This is a genomic window from Bifidobacterium choerinum, from assembly GCF_000741135.1.
Classification (GTDB): Bacteria; Actinomycetota; Actinomycetes; order Actinomycetales; family Bifidobacteriaceae; genus Bifidobacterium; species Bifidobacterium choerinum.
Genome location: NZ_JGYU01000001.1, coordinates 223,094 through 235,086, shown reverse-complemented (window position 1 = coordinate 235,086; position 11,993 = coordinate 223,094). Strand labels below are relative to the sequence as shown.

The window sequence follows — 11,993 nt, the reverse complement described above, 5'->3', positions numbered from 1 at the left end:
GATGCCGGGCACATCGGTGGGTTCCTCCTCGACGAGCTCGTCGATGCCGGGCAGGTCGGCGAGCGAATCGCCCTGCTCGCGCGCGAGCTTGGCCTGTTCGCGGAACCAGATGCGCAGCGCCGGGTTGATGTCCCTCGACTCGAGGTACTGCTGGTAGACCGGGAACAGTGCGTGCAGCCACGGATACATCAGATACAGCGTGCGCTCGGACTTGCGCTTGCGCCAGTGCTGCGGATGCGCCTCGAAGGTGTTCTTGAAACGCTTCATGTAGTTGCGGAACGACTTGAACGACGTGTCCATGCGGCGCGCCGAGATGCCGCAGATCATGCGCTCCGAATAGACGGTCTTGAAGCCGCGGCCGAGCAGATGCAGCGAGACGTCGATGTCCTCGTGCATGACGTCCTCGCGGTCGCGGCACACCTCGCCGGCGATCTGGTGCCACGCACTCGCGCGCAGCGCCATGTTCGAGCCGAACAGCAGCACCTTGCCGCCGTCGGCGCGGAACGTGTGGCGGCGCACGCTGTCGTCGCCGCGCAGCGAGATGCGGCGCGCCGGCATGTCGTAGTAGGTGACCGGGCCGGTCGCGCCCATCGCGTCCCTGTCCTCGGTGAAGATCCCGGCGACGACCTCGACCCAGTCCGGCTTGAGCATGCAGTCGGCGTCGACGCGGCCGAGCACGTCGCCGGTCGCCGCGTTGAGGCCGAAGTTGCGCGTCGGGATGAGCCCCTGCTCCTCGTCTTGGTGCAGCAGCTTGATCGGCGCCTGCGGATGCTCGCGCATATAGCGCTCGACGACAGCGACCGTGTCGTCGGTGGATCGGTTGTCGACAACGATGACCTCGTGCGGCGTCACCGTCTGGCGCAGCGCGTTGTCGAGGCAGTCGGTGATGCGGTCCTGCTCGTTCCACGCCGGGATGATGATCGATACTTTCAGCATGGTTCAAGGATATGTGCGCGACCGTACAGTGCGCACCGTGCGCCGGGGCCTTCGCCCCGCGCCTGTGCTTTAATGAGGGGCATGAGCGAGCCACAGACCGAAGAGATGCCCGGCGGGGCCGGCGCGCAGCGCGCGACCGGCCCCGAGGGCGGCGAAAAGAAGAAGATCGACGTCTCGTCGCTGTTTCCGGCGAAGGGCGACCCGCGGCGTCCGCCCGAATGGTACGGACGCGCGCTGCTGTACACGGCGATCGCCGTCTTCCTCGCCTGGTTCGCGTACACGTCGTGGTTCAAGATCACCTATCTCGTCTTCGACATCGTCATCGCGCTGTTCCTCGCGCTGTCCGTCGAACCGCTGATCATCCGCCTCATCAAGCACGGCTGGCGTCGCGGCGTCGCGGCCGTGACGTGCCTCGTCGGCCTCATCATCATCGTCATCACATTGCTCGCATTGTTCGGCAACATGTTCGTCCAGCAGATGATCTCGATGGTGCGCGGCTTCCCCGACCTGTACAACCAGCTCGCCGCGTTCGTCAGCGAGAAGACCGACTTCAAGATCCCCGAGATGAACGACCTCGGCGGCGAGATCATCAAGAACATCCACGGTAACTGGGTGACCGACTTCGCCGGCCAGGCCTTCAGCACGACGATCGGCGTCTTCTCGAGCCTGCTCAACTTCATCACGGCGCTCATGGTCGCCTTCTACATCGCGATCGCCGGCCCGCGCCTGCGCCGCAGCCTGTGCAAGTGGATCGCGCCGAGCTCGCAGCGCCGCTTCCTGATGACGTGGACCGTCGTGCAGGAGCAGATCTCCGGATTCCTGTTCTCCCGTTCGATCCTCGCCGCGATCAACGCCGCTTGCACCGCCGTGTTCCTGATGATCATCAAGGTGCCGTACTGGCTGCCGCTCGCGCTGTTCTGCGGCATCGTCTCCCAGTTCATCCCGACGATCGGCACCTATCTGGGCGGCGCGCTGCCGGTCATGTTTGCATGGGGCGAGCGCGGCATCGGCTACGCGGTCGGCGTCGTCGTGTTCATCACGATCTACCAGCAGATCGAGAACCTGCTGCTGTCGCCGAAGATCTCGGAGCGCACGATGGACATCAACCCGTGCATCGCGTTCCTGTCGGTGCTGCTCTTTGGATCGATCTTCGGCGCGCTCGGCGCGTTCCTCGCGCTGCCGATCACGGCGAGCATACAGGTGCTGCTCAAGGTCTCGATGAAGCAGTACCCGCTCGTCGACGTACCGCTGATGAACGACCCGACGACGAAGAAGAAGTCGAGGATGGTCGAGGCGGCCGACGCGATCAACGAGCACGTGTTCAAGCCGATGGGCGAGCACATGCCGGGGCCGCGCCAGGCGAAGGGCTCGTCGGCGCACGTCTCCTTCGACGACGAGGCGATCGCGCAGCTGCGCGAGGCCGCCTACGGCGACTCCGCCGCGCATGTCACCGCCGATTCGCCGACCGTCGCGATCCCCAAGCGCATCCTCGACTCCGGCCACCACCGAGGCCTCAACGGCGTCGGCGACGAGACGGAGAACGAAGGCGCCGCGAAGGGCGGCGACGAGGAGCCGAAGGGCGCCGCCGCGGCCGCTTCGCCCGCAGCCGACGCTTCCATCGACGCGGCACGGCCGGTAGAATCGGAAGGCGGCAAGCAAGACAACAAGAAGAGACGTTCCGGGTCCAAGGGCCCGGACAATCCAAGGAGTCATTGGCGCTGATGGTGCTGCTCAACGTTCTGGACATCCTGCTCATCGTCGCCGGCGGCGTCGGCATGATCTATCAGGGTGTGTGCATCCTGATCTCGCTGTTCGCCAAACCGACCACGTTCCCGGAAGCGCCGATGGACAAGCGTTACGCGGTCCTCGTCTCGGCGCGCAACGAGCGCGCCGTCATCGGCAACCTCATCCGCGACATCCAGACGCAGACGTACCTGTCCGCGCTCATCGACATCTGGCTCGTCGCCGACAACTGCACCGACGACACGGCGCAGATCGCGCGCGACCTCGGCTGCAACGTCGTCGAACGCTTCGACCAGACGAAGGTCGGCAAGGGGTACGCGCTGACCTACCTGCTCGACACGATGATCGACGACGGCACGGCCGACCGCTACGACGCGTTCTTCGTCTTCGACGCCGACAACCGCCTCGACGAGCACTACTTCGAGGAGATGAACAAGGGCTTCCAGGCCGGCTTCCGCATCCTGACGAGCTACCGCAACTCGGTCAATCTCTCCGACAACTGGGTCTCGTCGGGTTCGGCGCTGTGGTTCATCCGCGAATCCAGGTTCGTCAGCGCCTCGCGCATGTGGCTCGGCAACAGCTGCCACGTCGGCGGCACCGGCTTCATGTTCTCGCAGGGCGTCATGCGCCGCAACAAGGGATGGAAGTTCCATCTGCTCACCGAGGACCTCGAGTTCACGATGGACTCGGTGCTGCACGGCGACCGCATCGGCTATGTGGGCTCGGCGATCCTCTACGACGAGCAGCCGGTCACCTTCGCGCAGAGCTGGCGCCAGCGCCTGCGCTGGAGCAAGGGCTTCCTGCAGGTCTTCCGCTACTACGGCCCCGCGCTGATCCGGCGCGCGATCCATGAGCGCGACTTCTCGTGCATCGACTTCACGCTGCTGCTGTGCCCGTTCATGCTGCTCGCGATGATCCGCATCGCGCTCGGCGCGATCTACGCGGCCTTCGGCTTCGTCTCATGGTCGAGCCAGCTCGGTTCGCTGTTCAACTGGATGAACGGCATCGTCTGGTCGCTGCTGTTCATGATGGCACTCGCCGCGCTGACAATCGTCGTCGAACGCAAGCAGATCGGCGCGACGAACAAGGAGCTGTTCGCCTATGTGCTCAGCTTCCCGATCTACATGCTCAGCTATGTGCCGATCTCGTTCCAGGCCATCTTCTCGAAGGCGCAGTGGAAGCCGATCGAGCACAAGGGCGGCACACCGGACAACAAGGAGCTCGAAGAGGAGAGGTCCGCGGACGAGGCAGCCGCTGCTGGCAAGCAGGAAGCCTCTGTCGGCAACGCCGCGTAGCCGGTGCCGCCCGCCACGCCCCGTGGACACGGTTCCGCCCACGAGCTGAGACGGGCTTTTCGGCCCCGCCGATGTGTGCAATAGTGTGGCAGGCATGAGTGCAGTTTCCCCGAGGCCGGCGCCGGGCGCGCCCGATCCGCGTCTGTTCGCCACCGATCCGCATATGGCCGTCTCGATGCGCGGCCTGTTCAAACGCTTCGACGACAAGGTGGCCGTGGACGGCCTGTCGCTCGACATCCCGGTTGGCTCGTTCTACGGCCTCGTCGGCCCCAACGGCGCCGGCAAGACGACGACGATCAACATGTTCACCGGCATGCTCGTGCCGGACGCCGGCACGGCATCGATCCTCGACCATGACGTGTGGGCCGACACGGCGCACGCCAAGCGCCTCATCGGCCTGATGCCGCAGCCCGACCAGATCTTCACGACGCTCACCGGCATGCAGCTGCTCGTCTACGCCGGCATGCTGCGCGGCATGGGCCGCGCCGAGGCGTCGCGCCGCGGCGCCGACCTGCTCGCCGCCTTCGACCTGACCGAATCGGCGAACGTCATGGTGCGCGACTATTCGGCCGGCATGACGAAGAAGATCTGCCTGGCGACGGCGATGATCCACAGCCCGCGCATCCTCGTGCTCGACGAGCCCTTCGAGGCCGTCGACCCGATCTCGAGCGCGAACATCAAGGACATCCTCGTCGAATACGTCGCGACCGGCGGCACCGTCATCATCTCGTCGCACGTCATGGCGCTCGTCGAACGCATGTGCACGCACGTCGCCGTCATCAACCGCGGCCGCGTCGTCGCGGCGGGCACCGTCGACGCCGTCGCGGCCGGCGAGGACCTCGAGGAGCGTTTCCTGCAGCTCGTCGGCGGCCGTCACGGCGCCGCGCACATCGCATGGCTCGACGGCGGCGAGAACGGCGAATCCGCCGATGCCGATGCCGTCGTCGCCGCGACCGAAGGCGGCGCGCGATGAGCGGGGTGGCCTCCGGGACGCCGCCGGCGCCCGAGGCGATGGCGCAGCCGCCGGTCGGCACCTTCGTGCGGCTGCGCTGGGCGATCACGATGGCGACGATCAGACGCTCGGTCTGGCAGCTCGTCGGCTTCATCGTCACGTTGATCATCGCCGCCAGCTGCATCGGCGGCGCACTGGTCGGCGGCATCGTGCTCGGCATGCAGACCGATCCGCTCGTCGGCGTCGTGCTGCGCATCGCGGTGCCGCTCGCCGGCGCCTTCGCGATCCTGCTCGCCGTCATCATCCAGCTGATGATCGTCGGCGAGAACTCGACGATGACGCCCGACAACTTCGCGATCTACGGCATCGACGACCGCCGGCTGACGACCGGGCTCGTCGCCGCCGGCCTCGCCGGGCCGACCGGACTGACCTTCCTTGCATGCCTGCTCGCGTTCGCACCCGCCTACGCCCATTTCGGCGCCGCATCCGTCGCGGCCGCCGTGCTCGCCGCGTTCGTCGTCATCGCCACGGCGATGCTGTGCTCGAAGGCGCTGCTGTCGCTCTTCGGCGTCCTCGTGCGCTCGCAGGCCGGCAAGAACATGTTCTACATCGTCATGATGGTCGTCATCATACTGCTCGCCGAGGCGCCGAGCATGATGATGGCGTCGCTTGACACGGCCGGCGCGGCAATCGACGTGCATCACATGGCGCAAGCCTCGTCGGTCGTCGGCTGGACGCCGCTCGGCGCGCCGTTCATGCTGCCCTTCGACGCCGCCGACGGCGCTTGGGGCGCCTTCGCCGCCCACCTGCTCATCGCCGGCGCAACCTGCGCCGTGTGCTGGTGGCTGACGATGTGGTGCCTGCACTACGCGCGCACCCACGACGCCGCCGTCTCCGGAGGCAAGGCGGAGAAGGGCCTCGGCATGTTCACACGGATGCCCGATTCGCCGTCCGGCGCCGTGACCGCGCGCCTGCTGTGCATGCTCCGGCGCGACCCGCGCCAGTCGGTCATGTTCGTCATGCCGCTGCTCATCGTCTTCATCTTCGCGTTCATGGGACGCCAGATCGGCGACTGGTACGTGTGGACCGGCATGATCGTCAGCTGCATGATGTTCGCGATCGCCGAGGCGAACGGCCTCGGCTACGACGGCCGCGGCTTCGCGATGGAGGTCATCTGCGGCGTGCGCGCCGTCGACGACCGCCGCGGCCGCGCCCGCGCCTATGTGCTCGTCGCGACGCTGAGCATCATCGTGCTGTTCGTCATCTCGATGGCCTGCTCCGGCTTCTGGCGCACGCCCGCCGGCTGGCTGCAGGGCCTGACGATCGGCGTATGCGGATGGTCGTGGACGCTCGCGACGATCGGCGTGGCCGAGGCGATGAACCCGGTCTTCATGTATCCGACGCCGTCGCTCGAGAAGCCGTTCAGCACGCCCCAGGGCCGCGGCGCGGCGCAGATGTTCATCCCGCTGCTGCAGATGCTGCTGTTCGTCGCCGTCATGATCCCGACGGTCGGCGTCATCGCCGGCCTCGGCTTCGGCGGCGCGTTCGACCGGTGGTATCCGGTCCTCATCCCGGTCGCGCTCGCCAACGGCGTAGGCGTCCTGTGGCTTGGTACATGGCTGGGGGCTAAGCTGTTGGAGCGCCGCAAACTCAAGGTCCTCGACACGTTGGACGGATTCGCGGCGCTGCAGCAGTGATCTTCGCGGCCCCGGCGGGCCGCCGCGGCGAGGGGAGGAACGCGCGTGCGCGACGCTACGACGAATCCGCAGGACGGCGACGAGGACGTGCGCGACGGCGCATCGGCCGGCGCGCTGACCGCCGAGCAGACACGCCGCTGGCGTCGTCGCCGCGCGCGCCGCGTCATCCTCGTCGCCGTCGCCGCGCTCGTCTCGATCGCGCTCGCCGTCGGCTACGTGTTCGCCGACGGCTATGACCTCGTCGACGGCGCGCTCACGTTCTCGCCGGTCGCCGAACAGGAGCGCGCCGCCCTGCGCGCCTCGCGCAAGGGCGCGACGCTCGTCGCCGACGCCGACCTCGCACGCCGGATCGACGCCGGCAAGGCCGTCGCGGCCGTCGACGCGCTCGTCCATGCGAAAGGCGTCGGCGACGAGGTCTCGGTCCTCGTGCTGCAGCCCGACGGCACGACGGCCGCCGCGAGCGGGCAGGGCACGGCGCGCGAGCCGGCGTCGACGATGAAGACGCTGACGGCGCTCGCCGCCGCGTCGACGCTCGACATGGGCTCGACGTTCACGACCTCCACCTACCTCGTGCACGAACAGGACGGCGCGGACACGCTGATCCTCAAAGGCGACGGCGACATGCTGCTCGGTGCCGGCGAAAGCGACCAGCACCACGTCAACGGCCGCGCCGGCCTCGGCACGCTCGCCGAACGCACGGCCGCCGCATTGGCCAAGCGCGGCGTCACGAAGGTGCGCCTCGCCTGGGACGATACGATGTTCGGCGACGACCGCTATCCGGACCGCATCGGCGAGATCGACGGCGACCACCTGTACTACACGCCCGTCTCGTCGATGGCCGTCGACGGCGGACGCCAGCGCGGCGGCGCATCGTTCGACCCGGACCGTTTCTCCGACTATCCGCCGCTGTCGCAGACGACGGCGGCCGACGCGGCCGACGTCTTCGCGACGCGTCTGACCGAAGCCGGCGTCGACGTGACGAACGCGAGGCAGCCGCAGCGGATGCGCACGCCCGACGGACGCACGCCGCTCGCCTCGGTCGAATCGGCGCCGCTGAGCGCCGTCATGCGCTTCATGCTCCAGCATTCCGACAACACGCTCGCCGAGCAGTTCGGCCGTCTGCTCGCGCTGCATATGAAGACCGGCAACTCGCCCGAGGCGGCCGTCAAGGCCGTGCGTTCGCGGCTCGAGACGCTCGGCGTGCCGCTCGACGGCCTCGTCATGGCCGACTGTTCGGGACTGTCGCCGGGCTCGCGCGCGACGGTGACGACGCTCGCCGACGTGCAGCTGCGCAACATCGAGGTCGGCGTCGCACCGGCCGCCGCCGAAGGCCTGTCGGTGCCCGGCCTCGTCGGCACCGCCGCGACGCGGCTCGCCGACGCCGGCGCGGCCGGCCTGATGCGCGTCAAGACCGGCAGCCTCGGCACCGTCACGTCGATGACCGGCAACGTCTCGCGCGAGCAGGGCGGTGTCGCCGTGTTCGCGGTCATCGTCAACAACCCGGACGACATGGCCGCGGCGCGCGAGGCGATCGACGTCTTCATCGCCGCGCTCACGGAGCTGTGAGATGGCGTATTCGGCCGTGATGAAACAGGCGATCGGCACCGTGCGCGCCACGCTCGCCAATCAGGGGATCGGGATGCAGGACGCGCGCTTCGCCCGGCATGGCGCACATGAGCCGGACGCCGACGCGCCGCTCGTCCTCGTCGCCTGTTCGGGAGGGCGCGACTCGCTCGCGCTCGCCGCCGTCGCCGCGACCGTGTGCGCCGCATGGGGCGTGCGATGCGGCGCCGTCGTCGTCGACCACCGGATGCAGCCAGGCTCCGCCGACGTCGCCGCGCAGGCCGCCCGCCGATGCGCGGCGCTCGGCATCGACCCAGTCGTCGTACGCGACGTGCGGGTCGTCGACGAACACGGCGAAGGAGGTGAGGCCGCCGCGCGCGACGCGCGCTACGCGGCGCTCGTCGACGAGGCGCGCCGCCTCGGCGCCGCCGTCGTGCTGCTCGCGCACACGAAGGACGACCAGGCCGAAAGCGTGCTCATCGATCTGATCCGTTCGGGCGGCCTCGACGCCATTGCCGGCATGCCTGCGGAACAGCGGATCGACGGCGTGTGTTTCGCGCGGCCGCTGCTCGGACTCGCGCGCGCCGAGACGACGCGCATCTGCGAGGACCTCGGCCTCGCATGGTGGGACGACCCGACGAACGGCGACGCGTTCCCAGCCGACGAGGAGCTGCCTGCGCGTTTCCCGCTGCGCTCGCGCGTGCGGCACACGCTGCTGCCGTATCTGAGCGCCTTCGCTGGTCGCGACATGGCGACGATGCTCGCCGACGGCGCCGCGCTCGCGCGCCGAGACGTCGATCTGCTCGAACGGCTGACCGACGACGTGTTCGCGCGCAGCGTGCGCATCGAGGACGACGGACGCGGCCTGCGCGCGTCGATCGATGTGCGCGCGCTCGCGAAGGAGGACGCGGCGCTGCGCTTCCGCGTCGTCGCGCGCACGCTCGCGCTGTGCGCGCCGGGCAGCGGCAGACGCCACGTCGAAGCCGTCGAGGCCCTCATCTCGGATTGGCATGGGCAGCGGGGCGTGCAACTTCCCAGAAAACGCACAGCCAATCGTCAGAAACACGTCATTGAGGTGTGCGAAGATGTAACGCATGCAAATCGTCGACATAGAGGATGAAATCGATTATGAGCTTCTGAACCATGAACAGATCATGGGGAAGATCACCGAAGTCGCCGCCCGGGCGAGCGAGGACTACCGCGGACGCACACCGTTGCTCGTATGCGTGCTCAAAGGCGCGGCGACGACGATGGTCGCGTTCTCCCAGGCGATGACGATCCCGGTCGAGACGGACTACATGAGCCTGTCGAGCTACGGGTCGGGCACGGTGAGCAGCGGCACCGTCACGGTGCGGCAGGACCTGTCGGCCGACGTGCGCGGGCGCGACGTGCTCATCGTCGAGGACATCATCGATTCGGGGGTCACGCTCAAATGGCTCGTCGGCGAACTGGAGCGCAGGGGCGCTGCATCGGTCGAGATCTTCGCGCTGCTGGAGAAACCGGCGCGGCATCAGGTGCAGCTGGACGTGAAATACAAGGGATTCGTGATCCCGGACGAGTTCGTCGTCGGCTTCGGACTCGACTATGACGAACGCTACCGGAACCTCGATTCGATCGCGGTGTTGAAGCCGGAAGTATACGAAGGAGAGCAGGCATGAGCATCCCGCAGGGGCCACAGCAGCCACGCGGCAACCGCAACGGGTCGCCGGGCAACCGCCCGAACCCGTTCAACCCGTCCGACCCGAACAATCCGGGCGACGGCAACCAGAACGGCAGGAGGAACGCCTGGCGCTCGCCGTGGTTCTGGGGCACGATCGTCGCGCTCGTCGCGCTCGTCATCATCTTCTTCTCGATGAATGGCGGCGCGAAGACGATCACGACCGAGCAGGGCCTGTCGATCCTCAAGAGCAACGCGTCGAACATCACGAACGCGACGATCGTCGACAACCAGAACCTCGTCGAGCTCAAGCTCAAGGACGCCTATTCCGGCAAGGACCCGAACTCGGGCAACGAGCGCAACTACGGCACCGACGTGCAGTTCTACTTCGCGACCGCGCAGGACGCCGACATCGTCAAGGCCGTCGAGGACGCCAAGCCGGCGAACGGATGGACGGCGACGATCAAGACGCAGGGCGCGCTCACCTACATGCTCACGTCGCTGCTGCCGATCCTGATCATTCTCGGCTTCGGCTGGTTCCTGATGAGCCGCATGAGCAGCACGAGCGGCATGCTCGGCATGGGCGGCAAGAAGAACGCCGGCAAGCTCGCCGACGGCCAGATCCCGAAGACGAAGTTCTCGGACGTGGCCGGCGAGGAGGCCGCCGTCCAGGAGGTCGAGGAGATCAAGGACTTCCTCAAGGACCCGGCGAAGTACAAGGCGCTCGGCGCGCGCATCCCGCGCGGCGTGCTGCTGTACGGCCCTCCGGGCACCGGCAAGACGCTGCTCGCGCGTGCGATCGCCGGCGAGGCGGGCGTCCCGTTCTATTCGATGGCCGGCTCCGACTTCGTCGAGATGTTCGTCGGCCTCGGCGCCTCGCGTGTGCGCGACCTGTTCGACGAGGCGAAGAAGAACGCCCCGGCGATCATCTTCATCGACGAGATCGACGCCGTCGGACGCAAGCGCGGCTCCGGCATGGGCGGCGGCCACGATGAGCGCGAACAGACGCTCAACCAGCTGCTCGTCGAGATGGACGGCTTCGACAACGACACGAACCTGATCATCATCGCCGCGACGAACCGTCCCGACGTGCTCGACCCGGCGCTGCTGCGCCCGGGCCGCTTCGACCGTCAGGTGGCCGTCGAGGCGCCGGACCTCGAAGGCCGCGAGGAGATCCTCAAGGTGCATGCGAAGGGCAAGCCCTTCGTCCCGGACATCGATCTGCATGCGATCGCCGTGCGCACGCCGGGCTTCACCGGCGCCGACCTGGCGAACGTGCTCAACGAGGCCGCGCTGCTGTGCGCACGCGTCGGCGCGCAGCTCATCGACAACCGCGCAATCGACGAGGCGATCGACCGCGTGATGAGCGGCCCGCGCCGCCGCACGCGCGGCATGGCGCTCGACGAGCTGCGCAACACCGCCTACCATGAGGGCGGCCATGCGCTTGTCGCCGCCGCGCTGCACAACACCGACCCGGTCACCAAGGTCACGATCCTGCCGCGAGGCCGCGCACTCGGCTACACGGCCGTCATGCCGACCGAGGACCGCTACTCGCAGTCGCGCAACGAGCTGCTCGACCAGATGGCCTATGCGATGGGCGGCCGCACCGCCGAGGAGATCGTCTTCCACGATCCGACGACCGGCGCGTCGAACGACATCGAGAAGGCGACGAACATCGCCCGCCATATGGTCGGCGAATACGGCCTGTCCTCACAGCTCGGCGCCGTCAAATGGATTGACTCCGACGACGATCAGGGCCTCGACGGCCTGCGTCCGCGCAACTACTCGAACGCGACGGCCGAAATGATCGACGAGCAGGTGCTCGACCTCATCGAGACCGCGCATCAGGAGGCGTGGCAGATCCTCACCGACAACCGCGCCATCCTCGACGAACTCGTGCGCCGACTGCTCGTCAAGCAGACGCTCAACGAGAAGGAGCTCAAGGAGGTCTTCGCCGACATCAAGATGGCGCCGGAACGTCCGGTGTGGCTGAGCAACCCGAACCGTCCCGATTCGGACGTGCCGCCGGTGCCGATCCCCGAATCGCTCAAGGAATCGGCGGGCATCCCGCAGCAGCAGTTCTGACCGGATCCGACGAGTCGGTCATCCAACAGGCCCGGCGCCGCAAAGCCCGGGCCTGTCGCATTGGT

General features: G+C 67.7%; 8 protein-coding genes and 1 pseudogene. 8 read left to right on the top strand and 1 reads right to left on the bottom strand.

What is annotated here, in order from left to right; genetic code table 11:
• Positions 1-21 precede the first annotated feature (21 nt).
• Positions 22-936, bottom strand: a pseudogene (locus tag BCHO_RS00970) (glycosyltransferase family 2 protein); the annotation flags it as partial.
• A gap of 105 nt (positions 937-1,041) precedes the next feature.
• On the opposite strand from BCHO_RS00970, the gene BCHO_RS00965 reads away from it, so the two are divergent.
• The 8 genes from BCHO_RS00965 (at position 1,042) to ftsH (ending at position 11,928) form a co-directional block, all read left to right on the top strand.
• Positions 1,042-2,658 carry an AI-2E family transporter gene (locus tag BCHO_RS00965; RefSeq protein ID WP_051354830.1) on the top strand — a complete coding sequence of 539 codons (1,617 nt, stop codon included), beginning with the start codon at positions 1,042-1,044 and terminating at the stop codon, positions 2,656-2,658.
• Entirely contained in the window at positions 2,658-3,974 is a 1,317-nt protein-coding gene (locus BCHO_RS00960; RefSeq protein WP_024540340.1) for a glycosyltransferase family 2 protein, read from the top strand. Before BCHO_RS00965 ends, BCHO_RS00960 begins: the two co-directional genes overlap by 1 nt.
• 94 nt (positions 3,975-4,068) lie before the next feature.
• Positions 4,069-4,947 carry an ABC transporter ATP-binding protein gene (locus BCHO_RS00955; RefSeq protein ID WP_024540339.1) on the top strand — a complete coding sequence of 293 codons (879 nt, stop codon included), beginning with the start codon at positions 4,069-4,071 and terminating at the stop codon, positions 4,945-4,947.
• Positions 4,944-6,623 (top strand): hypothetical protein, encoded by a 1,680-nt coding sequence (locus tag BCHO_RS00950; RefSeq protein WP_051354826.1) that lies wholly within the window; start codon positions 4,944-4,946, stop codon positions 6,621-6,623. Before BCHO_RS00955 ends, BCHO_RS00950 begins: the two co-directional genes overlap by 4 nt.
• Before the next feature lie 87 nt (positions 6,624-6,710).
• Complete coding sequence (gene dacB, locus BCHO_RS00945) at positions 6,711-8,189, top strand: D-alanyl-D-alanine carboxypeptidase/D-alanyl-D-alanine endopeptidase (RefSeq protein ID WP_169743519.1); 1,479 nt, start codon at positions 6,711-6,713, stop codon at positions 8,187-8,189.
• Position 8,190: 1 nt separating this feature from the next.
• Positions 8,191-9,306: a tRNA lysidine(34) synthetase TilS gene (gene tilS, locus BCHO_RS00940; RefSeq protein ID WP_024540336.1), complete on the top strand. Its 1,116-nt coding sequence runs from the start codon at positions 8,191-8,193 to the stop codon at positions 9,304-9,306.
• Complete coding sequence (gene hpt / locus BCHO_RS00935; protein WP_024540335.1) at positions 9,281-9,844, top strand: hypoxanthine phosphoribosyltransferase; 564 nt, start codon at positions 9,281-9,283, stop codon at positions 9,842-9,844. The genes tilS and hpt overlap by 26 nt, the downstream gene beginning before the upstream one ends.
• Positions 9,841-11,928, top strand: a complete 2,088-nt coding sequence (gene ftsH / locus BCHO_RS00930) for an ATP-dependent zinc metalloprotease FtsH (protein ID WP_024540334.1) — start codon at positions 9,841-9,843, stop codon at positions 11,926-11,928. Before hpt ends, ftsH begins: the two co-directional genes overlap by 4 nt.
• Positions 11,929-11,993: the final 65 nt, after the last annotated feature.

Bases quoted from the DNA above. Each gene is read 5' to 3' on its own strand.
- ftsH (WP_024540334.1), top strand. From the start codon at position 9,841: ATGAGCATCCCGCAGGGGCCACAGCAGCCACGCGGCAACCGCAACGGG.
- BCHO_RS00965 (WP_051354830.1), top strand. From the start codon at position 1,042: ATGCCCGGCGGGGCCGGCGCGCAGCGCGCGACCGGCCCCGAGGGCGGC.
- hpt (WP_024540335.1), top strand. From the start codon at position 9,281: ATGCAAATCGTCGACATAGAGGATGAAATCGATTATGAGCTTCTGAAC.
- BCHO_RS00950 (WP_051354826.1), top strand. From the start codon at position 4,944: ATGAGCGGGGTGGCCTCCGGGACGCCGCCGGCGCCCGAGGCGATGGCG.
- tilS (WP_024540336.1), top strand. From the start codon at position 8,191: ATGGCGTATTCGGCCGTGATGAAACAGGCGATCGGCACCGTGCGCGCC.
- BCHO_RS00955 (WP_024540339.1), top strand. From the start codon at position 4,069: ATGAGTGCAGTTTCCCCGAGGCCGGCGCCGGGCGCGCCCGATCCGCGT.
- BCHO_RS00960 (WP_024540340.1), top strand. From the start codon at position 2,658: ATGGTGCTGCTCAACGTTCTGGACATCCTGCTCATCGTCGCCGGCGGC.